Origin of the sequence: Streptococcus thoraltensis DSM 12221 (genome assembly GCF_000380145.1) — a bacterium.
Taxonomy (GTDB): Bacteria; Bacillota; Bacilli; order Lactobacillales; family Streptococcaceae; genus Streptococcus; species Streptococcus thoraltensis.
This window is the reverse complement of the sequence record NZ_KB904587.1, coordinates 60,019-81,895: the sequence shown is the minus strand read 5'-3', so window position 1 is coordinate 81,895 and position 21,877 is coordinate 60,019. Positions and strand designations below refer to the sequence as shown.

At 35.3% G+C, this 21,877-nt stretch carries 17 protein-coding genes and 5 pseudogenes; 19 read left to right on the top strand and 3 right to left on the bottom strand.

What is annotated here, in order from left to right:
- Positions 1-44: 44 nt before the first annotated feature.
- The 3 genes from A3IA_RS0101915 to A3IA_RS0101905 all read left to right on the top strand — a co-directional run bounded on the left by A3IA_RS0101915 (position 45) and on the right by A3IA_RS0101905 (position 2,590).
- Positions 45-353, top strand: coding sequence for a hypothetical protein (locus tag A3IA_RS0101915; protein ID WP_018379660.1), 309 nt, complete (start codon positions 45-47; stop codon positions 351-353).
- 259 nt (positions 354-612) lie between these two features.
- Positions 613-987, top strand: coding sequence for a plasmid mobilization protein (locus A3IA_RS0101910; RefSeq protein WP_018379659.1), 375 nt, complete (start codon positions 613-615; stop codon positions 985-987).
- Positions 959-2,590, top strand: coding sequence for a helical hairpin domain-containing protein (locus tag A3IA_RS0101905; RefSeq protein WP_018379658.1), 1,632 nt, complete (start codon positions 959-961; stop codon positions 2,588-2,590). The genes A3IA_RS0101910 and A3IA_RS0101905 overlap by 29 nt, the downstream gene beginning before the upstream one ends.
- Before the next feature lie 483 nt (positions 2,591-3,073).
- On the opposite strand, the gene A3IA_RS0101895 is transcribed toward A3IA_RS0101905, so the two are convergent.
- A protein-coding gene (locus A3IA_RS0101895) for an IS3 family transposase (protein WP_156802390.1) occupies positions 3,074-4,179 on the bottom strand; the annotation gives its coding sequence in 2 pieces (ribosomal slippage) (positions 3,074-3,903 and positions 3,903-4,179; 1,107 coding nt in all).
- A 93-nt stretch (positions 4,180-4,272) separates the two neighbouring features.
- Here A3IA_RS0101895 and A3IA_RS11675 point away from each other — a divergent pair.
- The 12 genes and pseudogenes from A3IA_RS11675 (at position 4,273) to A3IA_RS0101820 (ending at position 16,668) form a co-directional block, all read left to right on the top strand.
- Positions 4,273-5,542, top strand: a pseudogene (locus tag A3IA_RS11675) (UPF0236 family transposase-like protein).
- 96 nt (positions 5,543-5,638) lie between these two features.
- Positions 5,639-7,363 (top strand): DUF262 domain-containing protein, encoded by a 1,725-nt coding sequence (locus tag A3IA_RS0101880; protein ID WP_018379652.1) that lies wholly within the window; start codon positions 5,639-5,641, stop codon positions 7,361-7,363.
- 494 nt (positions 7,364-7,857) lie between these two features.
- On the top strand, positions 7,858-8,559 hold the full coding sequence (locus tag A3IA_RS0101870) for a replication initiator protein A (protein ID WP_018379650.1): 702 nt from the start codon (positions 7,858-7,860) through the stop codon (positions 8,557-8,559).
- Positions 8,560-8,707: 148 nt separating this feature from the next.
- Positions 8,708-9,770, top strand: a pseudogene (locus A3IA_RS11670) (DNA cytosine methyltransferase); the annotation flags it as partial.
- A 1-nt stretch (position 9,771) separates the two neighbouring features.
- A pseudogene (locus A3IA_RS11665) lies at positions 9,772-10,998 on the top strand (phage tail tip lysozyme); the annotation flags it as partial.
- 121 nt (positions 10,999-11,119) lie between these two features.
- On the top strand, positions 11,120-11,713 hold the full coding sequence (locus A3IA_RS0101850; RefSeq protein ID WP_018379647.1) for a type IV toxin-antitoxin system AbiEi family antitoxin domain-containing protein: 594 nt from the start codon (positions 11,120-11,122) through the stop codon (positions 11,711-11,713).
- A complete protein-coding gene (locus A3IA_RS0101845; protein ID WP_018379646.1) occupies positions 11,710-12,552 on the top strand; it encodes a nucleotidyl transferase AbiEii/AbiGii toxin family protein in 843 nt (280 codons plus the stop codon). Before A3IA_RS0101850 ends, A3IA_RS0101845 begins: the two co-directional genes overlap by 4 nt.
- A 6-nt stretch (positions 12,553-12,558) precedes the next feature.
- Positions 12,559-13,953, top strand: coding sequence for a hypothetical protein (locus A3IA_RS0101840; protein ID WP_018379645.1), 1,395 nt, complete (start codon positions 12,559-12,561; stop codon positions 13,951-13,953).
- Between the two features lie 495 nt (positions 13,954-14,448).
- Positions 14,449-15,357 carry a putative cross-wall-targeting lipoprotein signal domain-containing protein gene (locus tag A3IA_RS13625; protein ID WP_026217506.1) on the top strand — a complete coding sequence of 303 codons (909 nt, stop codon included), beginning with the start codon at positions 14,449-14,451 and terminating at the stop codon, positions 15,355-15,357.
- 170 nt (positions 15,358-15,527) lie between these two features.
- A pseudogene (locus A3IA_RS13620) lies at positions 15,528-16,103 on the top strand (GbpC/Spa domain-containing protein); the annotation flags it as partial.
- Between the two features lie 15 nt (positions 16,104-16,118).
- Positions 16,119-16,355: pseudogene (locus A3IA_RS13300) on the top strand (DUF5962 family protein); the annotation flags it as partial.
- A 13-nt stretch (positions 16,356-16,368) separates the two neighbouring features.
- Positions 16,369-16,668, top strand: coding sequence for a DUF5966 family protein (locus A3IA_RS0101820; protein ID WP_018379643.1), 300 nt, complete (start codon positions 16,369-16,371; stop codon positions 16,666-16,668).
- 43 nt (positions 16,669-16,711) lie between these two features.
- On the opposite strand, the gene A3IA_RS0101815 is transcribed toward A3IA_RS0101820, so the two are convergent.
- Positions 16,712-17,599 (bottom strand): tyrosine-type recombinase/integrase, encoded by an 888-nt coding sequence (locus A3IA_RS0101815; protein ID WP_018379642.1) that lies wholly within the window; start codon positions 17,597-17,599, stop codon positions 16,712-16,714.
- A gap of 90 nt (positions 17,600-17,689) precedes the next feature.
- Between A3IA_RS0101815 and A3IA_RS0101810 the strand changes: the two genes are divergently transcribed.
- Positions 17,690-18,679 (top strand): hypothetical protein, encoded by a 990-nt coding sequence (locus A3IA_RS0101810; RefSeq protein WP_018379641.1) that lies wholly within the window; start codon positions 17,690-17,692, stop codon positions 18,677-18,679.
- Between the two features lie 266 nt (positions 18,680-18,945).
- On the opposite strand, the gene A3IA_RS0101805 is transcribed toward A3IA_RS0101810, so the two are convergent.
- Positions 18,946-19,908 carry a polyprenyl synthetase family protein gene (locus A3IA_RS0101805; protein ID WP_018379640.1) on the bottom strand — a complete coding sequence of 321 codons (963 nt, stop codon included), beginning with the start codon at positions 19,906-19,908 and terminating at the stop codon, positions 18,946-18,948.
- A gap of 386 nt (positions 19,909-20,294) precedes the next feature.
- On the opposite strand from A3IA_RS0101805, the gene A3IA_RS0101800 reads away from it, so the two are divergent.
- The 3 genes from A3IA_RS0101800 to A3IA_RS0101785 all read left to right on the top strand — a co-directional run bounded on the left by A3IA_RS0101800 (position 20,295) and on the right by A3IA_RS0101785 (position 21,761).
- Entirely contained in the window at positions 20,295-20,618 is a 324-nt protein-coding gene (locus A3IA_RS0101800; RefSeq protein WP_018379639.1) for a hypothetical protein, read from the top strand.
- A 1-nt stretch (position 20,619) separates the two neighbouring features.
- A complete protein-coding gene (locus A3IA_RS13535; protein ID WP_018379638.1) occupies positions 20,620-20,748 on the top strand; it encodes a hypothetical protein in 129 nt (42 codons plus the stop codon).
- A gap of 617 nt (positions 20,749-21,365) precedes the next feature.
- The gene (locus tag A3IA_RS0101785) at positions 21,366-21,761 is read left to right on the top strand and encodes a hypothetical protein (protein ID WP_039827289.1); all 396 of its coding nucleotides are present in this window, start codon (positions 21,366-21,368) and stop codon (positions 21,759-21,761) included.
- Positions 21,762-21,877 lie beyond the last annotated feature (116 nt).

The following is a 21,877-nucleotide window of genomic DNA, read 5'->3' as shown; positions in this document are numbered from 1 at the left end:
TAGGTCATCATCAAAAACAATGACACTATCAGGAGGACAAAGAAATGATAACCGAAGAGATGAAGACTACAACTGAAACTATTTTAATGACTTACTTAATGGATATGGTGACTTGGTTAATCGGTCAAAAAAATATCAATCAGGATATGGCGAGATTGGATAAAGAAGAAATGCTTACCGTTCTCAAAAATGACTATGATGATTTCAAAGTTGATCAGACGACAGAGTACGATGAAGAACTTTTGACGGCAATCACAACACTTGAAAAGTTATCTGAAACACAATTCCAAGAATTAAAAATGACCATTCTGTCTTGGGAACCAATAAGGACAACATCAAAAACAGCACTTTAAAAAAGTGTGCCAGTTTAAAAAATGCACGTAGTGCCAAAAAGGGGATTGGGGATTTCCCCAAATGGTAAAAAGGCAAAAGTCTGTTTGTGGGATTCCCGCAAATAGGCTTACTGACCTTTTTATTTACACATGTGGGGTACCACATGCTACGCTTGCCAGAGAACAAGTCTGCCAGCCCCTGTAGGATTTGTCAACCCCTATAATTTAGCTGTTTTGATGTTTGTGAATCCACTACTTTACACATAAAGGAGAATATAGTATGACACAGAAAAAGCGAAAACGTTATTTAGAGTTTAAGCTACGCACGACACAAGAAGAAGCCGACCTTGTTAGACGTCGTATCACACAAGCCAATAAGAAAACATTTCAAGCTTATGCTTTAAAGATGTTACTACATGGCAAAATTGAAACCTACGATTATTCTGAATTACGACAACTACGGATTGAGGTCAATCGTATTGGTCAGAACGTCAATCAGCTAGTGCGATATGTTAACACTTTTGAGGAATTGGATAGTGAACTTTTAGAAGCTTTGCAAGATGACATTAAAGAAGTGAAGAAACTCGTTACGAATGAATTTAAAAGAAAGGAGCACGCGAAACAAAATGGTAGTCACCAAAGTAATTCAAATTAAAAGCAGTAAAAATCTTAAACGTGCCATCAATTATATTGCTAGAGATGATGCAACACTAATAAAGGATAATGGCAATCAGGCAGATGAAGATTATTCTTATGAAGTTGTTAATGGTCAAGTGATGAAACGGTTAGTCACTGGTCATGACCTAACAGATATTTCTGATACTGATATGATCTATGAAGATTTCATGTTATTAAAACAGTCTGTCGATGCCTTATATGATAATGACACTTTGTCAGATTTGAAAAATGCCAATCGTGTTTTAGCGCATCATGTCATCCAGTCCTTTTCCCCAAATGATGAGTTGACACCTGAAGAAGTAAACGAGATTGGTAGAAAGACAGCTTTGGAATTGACAGGAGGTGATTATCAGTTTGTGATTGCCACACACCAAGACAAGGGACACTTGCATAATCATATCATTTTCAGCACAACCAACCAAGTCACTCTTAAAAAGTTTCGTTGGCAAAAAGGTACTAAGAAAAGTTTAGAACATATTTCGGACAAGCATGCGGAGCTATACGGCGCTAAAATCTTAGAACCAAAACTTAGAAACTCCTACACAGATTATTCAGCGTGGCGTCGAAAAAATAATTTTCGTTATGAAATAAAAGAGCGATTGGATTTTTTACTGAAACATTCTTTAGATAAAGATGATTTCTTCCAAAAAGCCAAAGCATTGAACCTACACATTGATGCGAGTGGTAAGTATGTTACTTATAAACTAATAGATAGTCCACAAGAAAGACCTATCCGTGATCGCACATTATCTAAAAAAGGAAAATACCGTTTAGATAAAATGGTAGAGCGTTTTGCGATTAATGAAGTTGTTTACAATTTAGAGCATATTAAAGAAAAGTATGATGAGGAACAGGATAAGAAAGCAGAAGACTTTGAGATGAAGATAAGGATTGAACCATGGCAAATTAAACAAATGACAAACCAGTCCATTCATGTTCCAATCATTTTTGGTTTAGACAGACAAGGCACGGTTTCTATTCCTGCTCGCATGCTTGATCAAAGTGAAGATGGATCTTTTACGGCTTATCTCAAGAAAAATGATTTCTTTTACTTTTTAAATGCGGATCATTCGGAGCAGAATCGATTTGTCAAAGGGACGACATTAATCAAACAACTCTCAGCTCAAAATGGAGAAGTCATTCTTACGAATAATAAGCAGATTGCAGAATTAAATCGTTTAGTGGATGAATTTAACTTTTTGGCTGCTAATCAAGTGACTGATTCAATACAGTTTATGCAACTTAAAGAAACGTTTTTGGAGCAGTTAGCAGAGTCAGATAAAACATTGGAACAATTAGATGATAAAATGACTTATCTTAATAAAGTGTTAGGCGCTTTGACGGATTATCAAAATGGTATTATTCCGTCAGAAGTTACCATGACAATTCTTGATAAGGCTAAAGTTGATAAAGATGGTGACACGAAAAGTCTTCGAAAAGAAATCAAAGAATTACAAATTGAACGAGAGACTCTTCATAAAGTTCGTAATCAAATAGTTAAAGACTATGATTTTACGATTGAAATGACTAATCGTTATGATGAAAGCAAACAAGAATCTAAGAGAAGGAGTATGCTTTAAAGAACATATTAATAATTTTTTAAGACAGCTCTTGCAAATGCAATGGTGTTTATATTAATCAAATATATGTAGTATAATTAAAGAAGCATAAAATAAAAGGAGTTATTTAAGTATGAATTTTTTTGGGAGCTTAATAGAATATTTGGGAAATTTATTTGTATCTGGCTTATGGGCAGCAATGGTTACCATGTTTTTATTTATTGTTTTACTACTTGTAGAGAAATTTACAAAGCTAAGTTTCTTGAGACACGGAAAGATTACTATAAGTATTATGGCTGTAATATTTTTTATACTGTGGATAGTTGGATATACAGTAATCTTACCGAATTTATAAAGTTTGAGTACGAGAGGCTTCTCTTAGCCATTGTCTAAGCAACCTAATAACCAAGTATCTTGAAAGTAATTTTCAGAAATTCTTTTCAAGATATTTTTAGTTTTGAAAAGGTAACCCTTTTCTGTACAAAATTTATAAAGTGCTTTTTGTTAAGCGATAACTCGTCTAGCCATGGGTGTTTGATAGTTGAGACTGCCGTGAATGCGATGATGATTCCACCAGTGGACGTAGTCCTTGGTTTTAAGAGTTAGTTCTTCAAGTGAATGAAAGCTTTCTTGATTAATAAACTCCAGTTTGAAGGAGCGATAGGTACTCTCAGCTACGGCATTGTCATAAGGACATCCTGCTTGACTAAGTGAACGGGTGATACCGAATGCTCCTAATACCTCATCAATCAGCTGATTATCAAACTCCTTGCCACGATCAGAATGGAAAAGATTGACCTTGGTTAGTGCATAAGGGATACTCTGGATAGCTTGCTTTACGAGCTCTGCAGTCTTCTGCCAACCGACTGACAGACCAATGATTTCACGATTATAGAGGTCTATTATCAAGCAAACATAAGCCCAGCGCTTACCAACACGAACATAAGTCAAGTCAGTTACAATCGCTTCAAGTGGTCTTTCTTGGTTGAATTGTCTGGCTAAGAGATTTGGAATGAGTGCTTCATTTTTCCCTTTAGAATGCGACTTGAAGCTAGTCTGCTGGTAAACAGATACGAGATTCAATCGCTTCATTATCCGATGAATGCGACGGCGAGACAAGAGGAACCCTTCTGTTTCCAGGCATTTTTTGATCTTTCGAGCACCATATCTAGATTTGCTCTCAAGGAAAATGCGTTTAACCATTTCTTCAAGCTCTGTTTCCGATACTGGCTCTATGGCTTTGTAGTAATAGCTGGCACGAGGGAGGTTCAACCAACGACACATGGCTGAAATGCTATATTTATCCTTGTTAGCAGTGATTATTTGCCTTTTTGTGCCATAATCACTGCCGCTTGCTTTAGGATGTCTAGCTGCATTTTGAGTTCTTTATTGTGCTTTCTAAGGGCTATTAGCTCTCGTTGTTCCTCTGTTAGATTATCAACCGATTTGAAGGAACCGGTTATTTTGGCTTGTCTCACCCATTTGTCGAAGGTTGAGGGGGTTAAATCATATTCTTTGATGATCTCGCTACGTTTCATGCCTGCATTGTGAAGGTCAACGATTTGTTGTTTAAAATCATCTGTGAATTGACGACGTACTTTTCTAGACATAAATTTCTCCTGTTTTTGATTACTATAGAACACTTTATAAATTCTGTCTAGTTTAGTATAACCGATTCAGTTTAGTAAACTATTAGTATGAATATGGGATTTGATGAAAGAGTATTTGTATCAGAAATGGCTAGATTGTGTGAAGAGCAATTTTTGAAAAAAGTTCGTGCTTATGATAATGAGGTAGCAGCTACTATGCGATTAAAAGGATATAAGCGAGTAGATGCTAGCGAACGTACGGTAGTCTTTACTTTTGGAGAAATGACCTTCAGTCGCAGCCGATGGCGAAAAGATGGTATAACATGCTATCCCGTGGATGACTGGCTTGGGTTAAAACCTTACATGCGTTATTCTTCTGAATTAATTTTTCATCTAGCTAGGCATGCTTCGGTCTTGTCTTATAGAGAAGTGTGTCGAACTATACAATTATCCTATCAAATCGATGTAACTAAAGATGCAGTTCTAAAAGCTGTTAAAGTTGCGGGAAAATTATTTGCGGAAAAAGAGCGTTATCGTTTTTATTTAAACGAAGAGAAGCCCCAAAAAATCCAGGCAGACAAAATCTACCTGGAAGGGGATGGGGTGATGATCAAGACTACTTCGGAAGGAGATGAGCGTCACAATACCGATCTAGCTCATTTTTTGATCCATACTGGCGTAAAGAAGATTGGGAAGAATCGTTATATCCTGCAGAATAAACATGAGATTATCCATACCAAGCATGATAAAGCTAAAGAAGAGCTTTTGGACTACCTCTACAATCATTTTGAAATCACCGATCAAACGGTTTTAATTACTAATTCGGATAATGGTAAAGGCTATACTAAGCGAATTTTTCAAGAGATCAAAAAAGCTCTGGGGATTAAACACCACGAGCATTTTTGAGATGCCTATCATCTGAATGAAAAAATCAAACAGTATTTTAAATCGTACCCTGGACCATTAAAAGAATTAATGTTTAAAGCCATCCAAACACACAATAAATCACTAATGATCACCGTTTTAGATACTGTTGAGTCTTTGATTTTATCTGAGGAAGAATTAGAGCGATACCGGCATTTTAGACGTAAACTGGTTAGCCGATTTAAAGAGACTAAGCCTCCTAAATTACGTGGGTTATCCTCTCGAGGTATTGGTGTCATGGAAAGCCAGCATCGCAAAGTGACCTATCGAATGAAGCACCGTGGAATGTATTGATCAGTTAGAAGAGTTGTTTTTTGGTGATTGGCGGCAGCGCTACCTTTATTATCGAGGGAATCGTTTTAGCGCAGGTCATGTCGTGAACCACTATCCTCACAAACCTGTCTTATATAGTCGAAAGTGTAAAATTTTTAGAGGGGACAGAGGTAGATTTATAGAGTAAATAATGGCTGTAACGACTGTGGGAAACCATTGTGGTTACAGCCATTTTTTGCTTTTTGTGGTAAAATATAGATAATAAAAATTAAGGAGAACTACGATGGTTAAAGGGTTTCAAAGTCCAATAACGATAAAGGAAGCAATGGATAAGATTGATGAAAATAAATTTGTTTTACCGGGGATTCAGAGACGGTTTGTCTGGCAACCTGAACAAATCGAATTATTATTTGATAGTATCATGAGGGATTATCCAATGAACTCACTAATGCTATGGGAAATCACAGACCCAAAAATAAAAAATGAATATAATTATTATTCTTTTTTGAGGAAATATAAACAAAGATTTGCTGTGGAGAATGAATTGATTAATAAAACTGCATCAGATTCTGATTTTTTTGCTGTAATTGATGGGCAACAGCGATTGAATAGTTTATATATTGGATTGAAAGGGAGTTATACTGTAAAAAAATCCCACAAACAGTGGATTGATAAATCGGATCACTTTGATGAAAAATTCTTATTTTTAAATATTTCATCTGAATTTACTAGTGAGTCTAGTATTGATAGGCAGTATGAATTTAGATTTTTGACCCAAGTTGAATCAGAGGAGGATGGGAACAACTGTTGGTATAAGGTAACAGATATTTTAGCAATTAATCAAGATGATATATTTGAAGAAATTTCTGACTTCGTAAATAGTCATGAAAATATTTTGGATAAAAAGTATGCTCGCAAAACGTTAGACAAATTGAATAAGGTTATCAGAGAAAATAAAATTTTAAACTATTACCAAGAAGACGAGCAGGATTTAGATAAGATATTAGATATTTTTATTAGAACCAACGATGGTGGAACTAAGTTAACTTTTTCAGATTTACTGATGTCAGTTCTAACTACTCATTGGAAAGAAAGTCGTGATGAGTTCGATGAATTGATTAAAGATATTAGAAATTTTGGGGATTTCAATATTAATTCGGATTTGATTATTAAATCAATCTTGGTAATTTATTCGTCGGATATAAAAAATAGGGTGAAGAATTTTGACCAAGAATTGCTGAGGAATGTAATTAAAGATTGGGATCGCATTAAGATAGTCGTTTCAAATGTTTTCCAAATGTTTTATAAAATGGGATTCAATGGTCAGACTTTCCCTGCATTAAATGCGGCTATACCGATAATTTATTTTGTTTATAAACATCAATTGGAACATGAAATAGTTAAAGTTAAATTCATTGGAACTCAGAATCACAAATCAATTAAGAAGTGGCTGATTCTTGCTTTCTTAAAGAGAATTTTTGGTGGCCAGGCTGATACAGTACTCTTGGAACTTAGAAAAATAATAAATGAACAAAATGATGGGGAATTTCCACTTCAATCCATTATCGATAAAGCTAAATCTCATCCAACGAAGAACTACAATTTCGATTCAGAATTTATTGATGAATTGTTTGAACGTACATATGGTGGGGACGTATTTTTCGTTCTATCTTTATTTTATCCTGATCTTGATTACTACAATCAAAACTTCCATGTTGATCATCTTCATCCACAAACTTTATTTAAACAGAAAAATTCGGAGTACGGTGATCTGCTAAGTCGTGTCTCAAATAATTGGAATAAACTTGGGAATCTGCAATTACTGAATAGTGAGTTGAATACTGCAAAAAATGATAAATTGCTGAAAACATGGGCAGAAGAGAATGATATTTCTAGACAGAAACTATTCATTTTTAATGAAACTAGCTTAGATTTTTCAGACTTTGAGGCTTTCTATAATGAAAGGGTTAAATATATGAAAGAAAAACTAAAGACTTTATTAGAATAGTTTCGTTCAAAAGTATAATCCTAAATCTGACCAACTTTATTTCGTTCTATAGTATAGAGGGTTGCTCTCAGCACACGTCGAGTGTGTAGTGTTGCTACAACGAAGCAACGGGTAAAAATCCTTTATTTTAAGCACTTTTTCAAGCATTTTGTCTTTATTGAAAAGAGTGATTTTGACATAAAAAAGGTTCAAAAAAGTACATTGATGTGAACGTCTGTTTGGATGTCGACTGAGTAGACAAAAAATAGATAAGTCATAAAATATAATAGTTCAGCGAGAACATTTTAATAAGTGTTCTCGTTTTTTTATTTTCAGGAGGAATTCATGCAAAAGTATGAACAATCATCTTGTTAAATGGTGATGTGTCATCTCGCGGCTATTTTAGGAGTTGATATCGAGAAAGAAACTCAGCTAATTGATGAATTGGAACAAGTAGGTTTAATCCGATTTGATGAATTTGGAAATGTTGGAATATTAGTCTTGGAGGGACAATCATGAAACGTATTACCGCTAATCAATATCAGACATCAGAGCGTTATTACAAACTCCCTAAAATTTTGTTTGAGAGTGAATGTTATAAGGATATGAAGCTGGAGGTTAAGGTAGCCTACACGGTTTTAAAAGATCGGTTAGAATTGTCTTTGAGTAAGGGCTGGATTGATGAAGTCCAACAGTCCTCTAGTGAAAAAGGTCGTATGGCAAATAAAATTTACTTAGGAGAATTAGAACATGTGCCTATCCCAGTCTTACATTCAGACGGGGCTAGTGTTAAAAAAAAAACTAGGGGGGCTCAAAAAAAGACGGGGCCGGTCTTATATTCAGCCCCTAGTGAGACTGAAGGAAGTGAGACTAAATATAGTGAAACTAAAGGGAGTGATTTCCTTATTGAGGACGAGGAGGAGAGGCAGCTAGTAGATGAGAAACAAGAAGAGAACTTTACTTCAAAAGTTGATGGCGTGACCAAGTACGATCGAGACTATATTTGGGGTTTGGTTCATGACCAGTTAAGACAGACAGGTCTATCTCAGTCAGCTAGTGACTATGCCATGCTCTATTTTAGTGACCGTTATCAGTATGCTTTGGAACATATGCGATTTGCTCTGTCAGCGGAAGTAATAGCTGAATACGTATTTAATGGTGTGCTGTCAGAGTGGACCAAGCAACTGAGACGACAAGAAGTAAAGGGAGGTGAATAAGGTGATTTGGTGGATACTAGGTGGAATCTATCTGATTTCTATCGTCATTTTGATTGTTGAAATCATCCGTGCACCTGAAATGGATGAACATATATAAGCAAGAGTTTTACAAGTTTAAGGCTCTTTTTTAGTTGGAAAGAGAGGAAAAATGAAATTTTTAGATTTATTTGTTGGGATAGGCGGTTTTAGGCTAGGGATGGAATCACAGGGTCATAAATGCCTGGGCTTTTGTGAAATTGATAAATTCGCTAGAACATCTTATAAAGCCATGTTTAACACAGAAGGGGAAATAGAATACCATGACATTAAAGGAGGTCACAGACCATGACTTTAGACAATTTAGAGGGCAAGTGGACATCATCTGCGGGGGATTTCCTTGCCAAGCATTTTCACTCGCAGACAGACGATTGGGATTTGAAGATACTCGAGGGACTCTCTTTTTTGAGATTGCTCGAGCGGGCAAACAAATCCAACCACGTTTTCTATTTTTGGAAAACGTCAAAGGCCTACTCAATCACGACGAAGGACGGACGTTCGCCACAATCCTCTCCACGTTGGATGAATTGGGGTATGATGTCGAATGGCAGGTGCTTAACAGCAAGGACTTCCAAGTCCCGCAAAATAAGGAGCGGGTCTTTATTATCGGACATTCTAGAAAATACCGTTCCAGATTCATATTTCCTCTCAGAAGAGAAAACAGCCCAGCTCATCTTGAAAGGCTAGGAAATATCAATCCCTCTAAACGTGGTTTGAATGGTGAAGTCTATCTGACGAGTGGACTTGCTCCTACACTAACAAGAGGTAAAGGAGAGGGAGCTAAAATCGCCATTCCAGTCTTAACACCAGATAGACTAGAAAAATGGCAACATGGTCGTCGATTTAAGGACAATCAAGCTCCTATGTTTACTTTGACAAGTCAAGACAGACACGGAGTTGTTGTCGCAGGAAATCTGCCGACTAGCTTTGACCAGACTGGAAGAGTATTTGACATTTCTGGTTTGTCACCGACTTTGACCACCATGCAAGGTGGAGACAAGGTGCCAAAGATTTTACTGAGGGAGGAGCTGCCATTTCTGAAAATCAAGGAAGCCACAAAAACAGGGTACGTAACGGCAACTCTTGGAGACTCTGTCAATCTGGCTTATCCAGACTCAACCAAACGTAGGGGACGTGTGGGAAAGGGAATATCCTATACCCTGACGACTTCAGACAGGCATTCATTCAGGTCGTGTGAGTGAACATCAACAAGTCTTGGCAGGAGATATTATTGGTCAGACCAAAGACGGAACGGGTCTAAAAGTCACCTATCAAAAGGTTGATGATGACACGGATAAGCTAGTCTATGTCAATCCAGCTTTCTACTTTCCAAAAGTGATCCAAGTTCAGACCACCATTCTTCCAACTATCGGTCAGTTTGGTGGCGATGAGTTAGAGAGAGCCAAGGCTATTTATGATTATCTTAAAAGTAAGGGTGCTACCAATCAAGCTATTGCAGCCATTTTAGGAAATTGGTCGGTAGAATCCTCCATTAATCCAAAACGAGCTGAAGGCGACTATTTATCTCCACCAGTTGGTGCGACAGATAGTTCGTGGGATGATGAGGGCTGGCTCTTACTTAATGGTCCAACTATATACAATGGACATTACCCAAATATTCTTAAGCGTGGTTTAGGCTTAGGCCAATGGACAGATACCGCGGATGGGTCACGCAGACATACTTTATTGTTGGAATATGCCAAAGGAAAACATCAAAAGTGGTATGACTTAGGGTTACAACTGGATTTTATGTTGTATGGGGATAGTCCTTATTACACCAACTGGTTAAAGGACTTCTTCAAAAATTCAGGTAGTCCGGCCAGTCTTGCCCAACTCTTTATCATTTACTGGGAAGGAAATAGTGGTGATAAGCTACTTGAACGTCAGATACAAGCAAGTGAGTGGTATTACCAAATTGAAAAAGGCTTTAGTCAACCTAACGGTGTGACAGCACAAAGTGATTCAAAAGCACTTGAAGATTTACGAGGAGACCTTTTTGAAAACTCGGTTCCAGGAGATGGTGACGGGATGGGTTACGCTTTCGGCCAATGTACTTTGGGAGTTGCAGCCCGTATCAATCAACTGGAGCTAAAACACAAAGGTAAAAACGGTGAGAAAATTCCAGTTATCAGTACCATGGGCAATGGCCAAGATTGGGTACGAACAGCCGCAAGTCTCGGTGGGGAGACAGGGACAAGTCCACAAGCAGGAGCTATTCTTTCCTTTGCGGGAGGAGGACATGGCACCCCAACAGAATACGGACATGTGGCTTACGTCGAAAAAGTCTACTCAGATGGCTCATTCCTTATCTCCGAAACCAATTACAATGGCAATCCCAACTACACCTTCCGTAAATTATCTGGAGTGGATAGTAGCTTGAGTTTTGCCTATACGACGAAATAAAAAAGGATATACTAACAATAACTTGATTTGTTAGCATATTATTTCGTTTATCGTTGATTATTTTAAAACAATGTGCTAACATTGTTTTAAAGTGTTAGCATATTGTTTTGGAGGTGGTGATATGGATTTGTTAGAGAAACCCGTTTATAATTATATTAAAAATAATCATGGAGTAATAACTTTTCGTGATATGGAAGAGCTTAACTTTTCTTATCAACAACTGAATCAATTAGTCTCAAAAGGGAAAGTGGAATCAATTGAAAGAGGTATCTATCATCTGCCAGATACCTATATCGATGACTATTTTAGTTTACAGTACCGTTTTCCAAAAGGAATTTATTCCTTAGAAACAGCACTTTGGTTACATGGTCTGTCCCTTACCATTCCATTTGAGCCTGTGATGACTTTTCCTTTCGGGACAAATACGAGGCCAATGAAAGAAGCTGGTGTCAAGCCAATCGTCGCTAGAAAGTATCATGAAATCGGTATTATTAGACTGGAGCGACAGGCTGGACAGTTTATCTCAGTATATGATATGGAACGAACATTAGTGGAGTGTTTGAGAACAGCTTACCATGTCGATATTCAAGTTATTGCCCCAGCTTTTCAAGCTTACTTCAAAAAAGAAGTTGTAGATTACACTAAGTTGTATCACTATGCACATCTATTTAAAGTAACTGAAAAACTACAATCATATGTGGAGGTCTTGTCGTGAAATTTTCAAATGCTAATAGTTTCAAAGCAAAAGTCAAGAATATTGCAAGAGAAAAAGGAATACCTGCTCAACAAGTTCAGCAAAATTTTCTGATTGAACAAGTCTTAAAACTCATCTCAGAGAGCAGGTATAAAGATTCTTTCATTGTGAAAGGTGGATTTCTTATCGGACAGATGATTGGCTTAGATAAACGGACAACAATGGATTTAGATGTTACCTTGAAAGATAAACCTCTTAACGAAGAAAGTATTCAATCAATCTTCAAAGAAATAATCAATCGACCTTCTGAAGGTTTCCAATTTGAAATTGATAAGTTAGAGCCAATTCGACAAGATGACGAATATGGTGGTTTTTCCCTTAAACTAAATGCGACATTTGACACCTTACGTGAAGTTGTCTTTATTGATATAACGACAGGTGACCATATTACGCCACGAGAAATTACATACCAATTACAATCCATTTTCTCAGAGGATAAGCTAGAAGTTTGGTCTTATAATTTAGAAACAGTTCTTGCTGAAAAATTAGAAACCATTATAAGTCGAGGAGCTGCTTCAACTAGACCTCGTGACCGCTATGATCTCTATACATTGTACCATCTTCGAAAAGATGAGATTGATGTACACATATTGAATACTGCTTTGCACAATACTGCTAAAAAAAGAGAAAGTTTAGATATTTTGATAAATTGGGAAGAGCAATTAGAGGCATTACGTAGATCTGACTATCAGAAACAGCTTTGGTCTCGTTATCAAAAATCTTTCAGATATGCCAGTGAAACGAGTTTTGAGGAATCTGTGGACATAGTAGCAATTATTTTAAATCATTTGGAGGTTTAGTATTGTATGCTGACAGGAACTTTACAGATGATGGGGTATGAATTTTTCTTTACGTTCGATGAAGAAAGTTTATCCTTGATTCCCAAAGAAGAGGAAAAGGATGAGATTAGGTATGCTTGGTTCCATGCAAAAATAGGAACAGCAATCTTTGCTTGGCCAGAGAATCCTAAATTCGTAGAAGAAGACTTTCTTTATGGACGGGCAAATGAAACAAATCGAGCTATTACATTTCTAACAAATAAACACACGCAACTTCAGGAAAATAACGGTATCATTACAGTGCCGATTTTGGCCTATTTTTTTAGTTATTCTGACAGACCTAGGATTAGTCGAATATCATTTAGCGGGCTAGAGTTAAACTATATTCATCCAATTAATCGTACCTTTGAAATTTCGTATAAACCTGAAGAACACGATGGAAAAATCAATATTAGTACCTATGATTTTGATTCAACAACGACAGAAGAACAGAAATTTAACGTTTTTGGAAAAGAAGTTCAAGTTTATTTCGGCGTCACTAGAACAACAAGTTTATCTATCGAAAAGCCACCTCTAGCGTTATCATCGTCAATGATTTTTCATTTTGAAGAAACTCAAGATTATACTTTTGTACGAGAGTTATATCGTATCGCAAAGGAATTTATCCAATTTCTTTGTAATCGAAGAAATGTTAGTTTTACAGATATTCGATTATCAAATACTCAAGGAAAGGTTGGGGAATTCAATGTGATTGAAGAAAGTATTGAGATTGAGATGAAGCCATTGAAAGACGGAAGATATATTCAACAAAAATATATTGCTGGTTATGAGGGAAAGATATTAGATGACATAGCTGAAAATAATCTATATCTCAGACATCTAGGTAAGAGTTTTAGGGATAGTCGGATAATTGATGCTGCTAGTTTTGTATTAAGAACCGCTGCATTTGAATGGGAGTTTAGTAGACTATTTTCAGGAGATAAGTGGAAAAGTGATCAACGAAAAATACTGGAAGAAGAAGCTAGTAAAGAATTAGAGCGTTTGATTGAAAACTCAACAGGTAAACTGAAACAGATATATAAAGATTTGAAAAAATCAGTTGTTTCTTATCTATCTCTTTCTCAAAAAATTAGTCAAATTTTTGAAGAATACGGTGTGACTATACTGGATAAATTCGGTCATTACATGTATAAATTAAACAGTATTTCTTATAATCACTCTGAAAATGCAGAGCGAATAGGCAAACAAAGAAATAATTTTGCTCATGGAAATTTAGATAAGGAATTTATAAATGAGTCTTTGCTAGATGTGGTGTTCCTTGAACAAATTGTCCTAGCTATGCAACTCCAATATTTTGGAATAGGTGAAGTAGAAACTAAAAAAATCATAAATGAAGTATTTCGTCATAATTTAATCATATAGAGTTGTTAAAAAAGTATATTCCGAAAGTCTAGAAATACTAATTTTGTAGATTTGTGTTCACATCATGGCTTCATTTTAGTTTTGCAATAGAGTATAACGATAGAAGTTGTCAATTCAATAAATAAGTAAGTTTATTTACGGAAAACGAAATTAGTGGTATCATATTTGTATCGAATTGGGGCGTGCTTGTCACGTCTGGGAGGGTCTGATGCGTCAGTCCTCCTCTTTTTTTATTTTTAAGTATTCTTCAGAGGTTACTGGTTGTGCTTCCGATAGCTTTTTTCTTTTCACTGAACTTAATGTGATAACAAAATCAAGTCATCTTTTTTATAATGGTATTGAACTTGGGCTACGAGCTGTACAAAAAAGAGAGTTTCTCCTAGAACGGAAAGTTCTTCGTCAAAACTCCTATTTTTGTCGTGCTCGCTTAACGCCCTCGTATCTAATAAAGAGTGACAGTTTGTTGCTACAGAAAAAAGAAAAGAAGGACTATTTATGACCAAAACATGTAATCATCACTTTCTTGTCAATCAGGAAAAAAGCGAGAAACACGTCTTTCGCAAGAGTAAAAAATATCGAACGCTATGTTCGGTTGCCCTTGGAACTATGGTGACTGCCGTTGTTGCTTGGGGAGGCACGGTTGCACATGCTGATGAAGTTACACCATCAGTTGACACTACCATTCAACGAACGGAGAATCCAGCCACGAACTTACCAGAAGCACAGCCAAACCCTGTATCTGAACAAACTGAAAGTTTAGCGTTAACTGGTCAATCCAATGGAGCGATTGCTGTCACCGTACCACATGATACGGTAACACAAGCAGTTGAAGAGGCCAAGGCTGAAGGTGTTTCTACAGTTGAAGATAGTCTAATGGAATTGGGGAATACAACTTCAGCGTCAGAGACCACCCAACAAATTTCAAAAGCTGAAGCAGATGCCCAAAACCAAGTTGAGGCTATTAATGAAGTTACTGAAACCTACAAAGCTGATAAAACGACATACAAATCGAATAAAGCCCGCATTGAACAAGAAAATAAGGAGCTGACACAGGACTACGAAGGGGCCAATCTAATTGGTAAAGAGACAAATGCTTGGGTTGATATTAAAGTCAATGACCTAAAATCCCAGTATGCAGATGCTGATGTGACAGTAAAAGAACAAGTAGTTTCATCAGGAAATGGGACATCTGTACTAGACTATACAAACTATGGCAAGGCTGTTGAAACCATTCAATCAACTAACGAACAAGCTGTAGCGGATTATCTAAAAAAGAAAACCAAGGCAGATGATATTGTTGCGAAAAATCAGGCCATTCAAAAGAAAATGAAGCTGGACTTGCTAAGACAAAGGCAGATAATGAAGCCATTGAAAGGCGTAATCAGGCAAGTCAAGCAGCTGTAGATGCTGAAAACCGTACAGGCCAAGCTGCGGTGGATCAGGCTAATCAAGAGAAACAACAATTAGTTTCAAATCGTACAGCTGAGATTGAAGCCATTACAAAACGCAATCAAGAAAAAGAAGAAGCTGCCAGAAAAGAAAATGAAGCGATTGATGCCTATAATGCCAAAGAAATGGAACGCTATCAACGTGATTTGGCCGAGATTTCAAAAGGTGAAGAAGGTTATATTTCTGAAGCCCTTGCTCAAGCCCTCAATCTCAATAACGGTGAGCCACAAGCACAACATGGAGCCAATACCCGAAATCCTGATCAGATCATTTCAACTGGCGATGCTTTGCTGGGTGGCTACTCAAGAATATTGGATTCAACAGGATATTTCGTCTATGATAGCTTCAATACAGGTGAGACCCTTAGTTTTAACTATCAAAATCTTCAACATGCACAATTTAATGGAAAAAAGATTAGTCGTGTGACTTACGATATTACCAACCTTGTATCACCAGCTGGAACTGATGCCGTGAAATTAGTTGTACCAAATGCCCCTACCGAAGGCTTTATTGCCTATCGAAATGACGGAAACGGTGACTGGCGAACAGACAAGATGGAGTTTCGTGTAGTTTCTAAGTATTTCTTGGAAGACGGCTCACAAGTTACCTTCTCCAAAGAAAAGCCAGGTGTCTTCACGCATTCTTCCCTCAATCATAATAACATTGGTCTAGAATATGTTAAAGATTCATCTGGGAAATTTGTGCCGATTAATGATTCAACCGTAGATAGGGCAAACTACCAAACTTTAAAGGAACAGTATGAAGATGAGACCTTTGATTACAGTTTTTCAAAGCGTGAAAGTACTGGACAGCTGGAACTCATCATCACAACTCGTGAGAATGACTTTCCAGATCTAGATGAGGTGTTGAAGGCGAAATACCTTGATTTGGTTACCCAACTTGATGAACTTAACCAGGAACAGGCTGACTATTATCGCAAGCAATTAGCCTAGAAAGAGGTGTAAGATGTTGGAGCAAATTCTACAAAGCCTTTTAATTATCGTCGTAATAGGATTGATGTTGCTTGTCCTTTATCAGATTGTGAAAGGTTCAGGTACTTTATTTCTTATCGGGATCATCAGTGGATTAATCTTTATTGAAATCTATGGAATCTATCTCTTCTTTACTGAGAGATACCTCTATTCAGTAGATTTAGCAACTAATGGTGTTTGGAGTTTTACAGGATCCTTTATTATTTTTAATATTCTGCTAGTGCTTGGACTTATGACCAACCTCGTGAAAAGTAGAATTACGGAATACAAATAGGGCTACCTGATTCTAGGTAGTCTTTGTTTTTGTATGTTTTTGATTAAGTGTAGATAGATGAAATTGGATTATAGGAACTTAGTATCTCTTTTTGTCTTGATTGTGATACGTGTGTATATATTTGAGTAATCGAAATAGAACTGTGTCCAAGTATCTGCTGGATGTACCGAATATCGACATCATTATCTAATAACATCGTAGCAAAGCTGTGGCGAAACATATGAGGTGTAATAGTTGTAGTGAGTCTGGTTTGTATTTTGGCTGTTTTTAGAAGCAAACGAACACTTTGTTCTGTTAGTGGTTTTTTTAGGGATTTTCCGGGAAATAAATAATCGTCTGTATGAGTGCAATAACAAGTGATATAAGCTTTTAATAACTGAAAAGTTCGTTCATCCCCAATAAAAATCATACGCTCTTTTTTACCTTTTCCTAGAATTTGGAGTGTTTGTTCCGTTAGATTAATATCTTTGATTTGAATATGACACAGTTCAGAAATCCGAATGCCAGTAGAAAGTAATAAGGAGACAATTAACAAATTTCTTTCAGCTTTCTGTTTTTGATAAATAGTTTTGGCTGAGATAATCTTCTTTTGTAGATAGGCATATAGGATTTTTAAACTATCGTGAGGGATTGTCTTCGGCAATGTTTTTTCTGCTCGAAATTGAAACCGTAATTGATTAAAGGGATTGTCGGTAATAACATTTTTCAATTGAAGATAGCCATAGAACACTTTTAAACTTGCGATTTTTCGCCGTAAAGTACTAGTCTTTAAGTTTGAATGTGTCAAACCTTCAATATAACTTATCACACATTCGTAATTGGAATTGTAAAATTGCATTAAATCGTTTTTATAAGCCCGCAGGGTGTGTGTACTCAAGCGTTTATGAGCTTTACAATAATCCAAGTAGTTAGAAATAATAGTATATTCCATAATAGTCTCCTTTAACGATAATGACGCTATTATAGACTGATTTTGACGCTTTGTATAGTGATAATAAATAGTTATCGGTAGGAGAATGCTATGAATATATGGATTGTTGATAAAATTCTTTCAAAAAAATGTCTATGGGGTGTTATTTTTACATGCTGGATTTTTTTTGGAATAATTCTATCAATTTTTGACTCTTCGCTGAAGAATAACTATGTATACGTAATCGGTGTAAATCTTTTGCTATTTGCACAAATTGTAACGTATCATTCCCTAACGAGGAAAGAGGATCTACTTTCATTGTCTATTTCAGGCATTACTATTGATGGATATTCGCTATTTTCGATATGTAACAGATTTGGAACTTATCTACAAAAATGGTACAGTATCATTATTTCTATAGCAATTGGAATTATCTATATCATTTCATTGATTTTGCTAAAAGTATTAATGTGGAACAAAGTTATTACAGTATACGGTAGTATTACTTTAATCTTTACAGTTTTTATTGCAATACAACTATACTTAAAGTACATATTTTACATTCTTACTTTAAGAAAAATTGCAAATCTAGAATTTACTACATTTACTCCAATTTCTCTTCATAATCCATCTGAGGCTACTTGGATTGTTAAATTCACAGACACAATGAGCACTTTTGGTAATTACTTTGGTGTCCTTGGGATTGCTTATACTTTATTATTTTATTTAACAACTCCTTTATCTGCTATATCATTTTCAAATAATAAACTAAATATAAATACGTCTAATGATATTGTATTCATAATAACATGGGGAATTATCGTTATATTAATTGGTTTGGGTTATATATTATTTGATTATCTATGGAAAACTTATATCAAGATTATTATAAAAAAAATAAAGAGAAATAGACTTTTAGAATATGACAATAGCCCGAATCAACAATCACAATTAAATAAAGACTTTATCGATCTCTTTAATTTATATAGAGACACACCTAATTTCCCTGAATTATTCAACGGGCAACACGTAAATCCTCTTGGTTATATTCCAGTGATAATCAACCTGTATAACGTAATAATCCCTTTTCTATCACAATAATAACTGAACAAAAGAGACTGGGCAAGACATCCATGATGGCTCCGCCCTCACCCACAGAATAATGAAAACGAACATAAAGCCCTCATGAGGTGTATAATCTTAGTGAGGGAGTTTTTGCATTCTTTTTAGTTTTCGTATAAAAACTAAAAAATTCCCCCTCCTATAAAAATTTTATTTTATCAATCAAAAACATCTTAGAATCAACGCTTCTGACATCGCGATTCTAAGATGTTTTCTATTTTTAAGACTTTTTGCCCAGCCTCTTTTTATTTGATACTCGCCCTAGTTTTAGCTAAGTTTATAGCATAGTCAATAAAGAATGATAAGCGTTGCACATTCATAGTTTCTCCTAAAATATTTAAATTATTCTGTATATCTAATTCAATACAGTAAATTTCTTTTTTTATTAAATCCAATATGTTATATTTATTCAACAAATTATCCAGAATAGAGTACTTTCCGCGATCAAGTTCGGATTTTTCTTTATAGTTAAGAGACTGTTCTAAATATGAATAACATAAATTTTTTCGCTGCTTGTTAATATCAAAATTCATATTTCCTTTATATTTTATGGAAAATTCAGGATTAAAATATACTTCACAATCATTCAACAATTGAAACAAATACCCTAATTTATAACCTACTATTTCCAAATATTGATTATTGATAGATTCATTATAGGATTTCATACCAATCAATAAACTATTCTGTATTACTTGAGAAGTTTGGTTGTCCAAAATTTTTCTAATATCTGCAATAGCTGTCTCATCGTTAATATTTAATTCACTCAATGTTCCTTGGCACATCTTAATAATCATCTGACTAAATAATCTAACAGTAGAATCATCAATATCTGACAGCATTTCTATACACTTTCCTAGTAAAAATACTGATATTATCAAAGCTTCATTTAGAGAATATTGTTGATGAACAGTTGGCATACCATGCCTTTTTATATCTTGATCAATAATATCGTCAATAATAATAGAAGCCTTATGAATTAATTCGATTGCTGTGGCTGATTGATAAATAGTTTCATTTAACTCATCAGAATATAATGTATACCCATAATATGTTAATAGGGGGCGAAAACGACTTCCTCTTACAATTTGTAAGCTGTTATGATATGATTCAGGCAACTCTAGTAATAATGCTTTTATTCTAGAATCAATTTCAAATAAAAAGAGTTTTTCATCATTATTTAATTCAATTTTCGGCAAATTTTTCATAGTTCTCTCCTACCGATAACTATTTATTATCAGTAGTATATCATAAATGTCAATGTGTTAATGTTTAAAAAATATTAAGTCAACTAATTAAACGGATTCTGGTCAATGGATTGCTAATTAGAATTCTCTCAATAAACAGGAAAAATGTAGGTAGATATTATAATACAAACAAAAATCGTTTTAGACTTTGCCAAGCAAGTTGAAAAGGATCTTAGATGTCTCTATCATGTTAGAGGAACAGTTATGAGTAAAAATCTTTGTGTTATACTATAAGACAATAATTATTATTGTTTTATAGCATAATATAAGGGGGAATTATGAGGAAAAATAGTTTAATAGTAAGTCTAGTTATTATATTAATCGTTTTTTTAATAGGAGGGTGTCGTATGAAAGAAAAAGAAACATTAACAAAACGTCAACAGGATAATGTGGTGCGCTGGATTGCACGTGGTTATGATGTAAATAAAGTCAAGTTTTTAAATTGTGAGAAAAACCCTACTACAGGTACTTACAGTTTAGTCTTTAGAATAGATGAGAAAGCAGAGACTAATATTGTACAGGTTGAATCCTTGAAAGAATTTGATGATTCAAACGGAGATATTGGCTTGGATCCTATAGAAGATTTTATAGATTTAGAAAAATCAACTCCATTAGATAATGATGAACCTGTAAATATTAGTGATATAGAAATTACATACTTAGGAGAATAGTGTGGTAACAGAAAAGCAATACAGATGGATAGCCGATCATGTTTACAGTGTTGATCACAATAAACATGATGGACAGTATACCAAAATAAAAGAAAAACGTATTATTTTGACAGGAGAAACAAAAATTTAGGTCAATTCCAAGTCCTCAAAGTAGAAGACAACACTGATAACGGCATGCAGGCCATGGCGGTAGCACCGGTTGATAAAAATGGTAAGGCGGATTACAGCGAGTTTGTGATTGCTTATGCGGGTACCAATTCTAAGAATATCGCAGATTTGGTTACAGATGGGAAAATGATTGGCCTAGGAGATACAGAAGCTTATGGGTTTCATCCTAACAGGATGATGATACCTGCCCAATCAGCGACCGCCCTAGACTNCGCCAAGCAAGTNGAGAAAGANGTCAAAANGAAAAATCCNNNTGCTGTTATNACNACNACTGGTCACTCNTTAGGNCAGTCACTTGCCATGTATGTGGGTTTAAAACAAGGTTATGCCAATGTCGGCTACAATGGTCCAGATATTCATAAGATGATTTCTGACAAGGAAATCAAGTATATGCAAGAACATCCAGAACAGTTCCGTAATTATCGCAATAAGCATGATGANATCGGAAATGTCATGGGCAATGTGACGAAAACAGCTATTTACCCCAAGGTCACAAAAGCTAGATATGAAGTGAAATATTTGTATTATACTATAAGGTAATAATCATTGTTGTTTTATAGCATAATATAAGGGGGAATTATGAGGAAAAATAGTTTAATAGTGAGTTTAGTGGTAATATTTACAGGTTTAATAATAGGAGGCGTAATAATGTTTAATTCCTTTCCTAGTAAGGATGAGTCGAAGTATAAAGAAGAACAGGATCGAATTGTTCAATATATCGAAAATCACGTAGGATTAACTGATGGAAAACCAGTAAGTAAGATTGAGTTTATAGAGTTTAAACAAAATGATATGACAGGAACCTGGAGAATAACAACTAAAATTAATGAAACATATAAAATTTCATTTACAGAAGATGAATTAGGAGGAGAAATCGAAACATCCAATTATTCGCCGAAAGAGTTTAAAGAAAACGATGATATACTGGAGAATAATATTATAGATAATGTTGAGATAGATTATTTTGAGGAGTAAAAGTGGTAATAGATAAAGATTATAAAACCCTTGCAGACCGTGCTTATGATGTTGATTCTGGAAAAGTAGATAACCCTATCAAACAAACTCTTTGTGTTAAACTATAAGATAATGAA

What these genes read in the sequence shown, in the direction of transcription:
- A3IA_RS0101915 (WP_018379660.1), top strand. Translation starts at nt 45, where the DNA reads ATGATAACCGAAGAGATGAAGACTACAACTGAAACTATTTTAATGACT.
- A3IA_RS0101910 (WP_018379659.1), top strand. Translation starts at nt 613, where the DNA reads ATGACACAGAAAAAGCGAAAACGTTATTTAGAGTTTAAGCTACGCACG.
- A3IA_RS0101905 (WP_018379658.1), top strand. Translation starts at nt 959, where the DNA reads ATGGTAGTCACCAAAGTAATTCAAATTAAAAGCAGTAAAAATCTTAAA.
- A3IA_RS0101880 (WP_018379652.1), top strand. Translation starts at nt 5,639, where the DNA reads ATGGTTAAAGGGTTTCAAAGTCCAATAACGATAAAGGAAGCAATGGAT.
- A3IA_RS0101870 (WP_018379650.1), top strand. Translation starts at nt 7,858, where the DNA reads ATGAAACGTATTACCGCTAATCAATATCAGACATCAGAGCGTTATTAC.
- A3IA_RS0101850 (WP_018379647.1), top strand. Translation starts at nt 11,120, where the DNA reads ATGGATTTGTTAGAGAAACCCGTTTATAATTATATTAAAAATAATCAT.
- A3IA_RS0101840 (WP_018379645.1), top strand. Translation starts at nt 12,559, where the DNA reads ATGCTGACAGGAACTTTACAGATGATGGGGTATGAATTTTTCTTTACG.
- A3IA_RS13625 (WP_026217506.1), top strand. Translation starts at nt 14,449, where the DNA reads ATGACCAAAACATGTAATCATCACTTTCTTGTCAATCAGGAAAAAAGC.
- A3IA_RS0101820 (WP_018379643.1), top strand. Translation starts at nt 16,369, where the DNA reads ATGTTGGAGCAAATTCTACAAAGCCTTTTAATTATCGTCGTAATAGGA.
- A3IA_RS0101815 (WP_018379642.1), bottom strand. Translation starts at nt 17,599, where the DNA reads ATGGAATATACTATTATTTCTAACTACTTGGATTATTGTAAAGCTCAT.
- A3IA_RS0101810 (WP_018379641.1), top strand. Translation starts at nt 17,690, where the DNA reads ATGAATATATGGATTGTTGATAAAATTCTTTCAAAAAAATGTCTATGG.
- A3IA_RS0101805 (WP_018379640.1), bottom strand. Translation starts at nt 19,908, where the DNA reads ATGAAAAATTTGCCGAAAATTGAATTAAATAATGATGAAAAACTCTTT.
- A3IA_RS0101800 (WP_018379639.1), top strand. Translation starts at nt 20,295, where the DNA reads ATGAAAGAAAAAGAAACATTAACAAAACGTCAACAGGATAATGTGGTG.
- A3IA_RS0101785 (WP_039827289.1), top strand. Translation starts at nt 21,366, where the DNA reads ATGAGGAAAAATAGTTTAATAGTGAGTTTAGTGGTAATATTTACAGGT.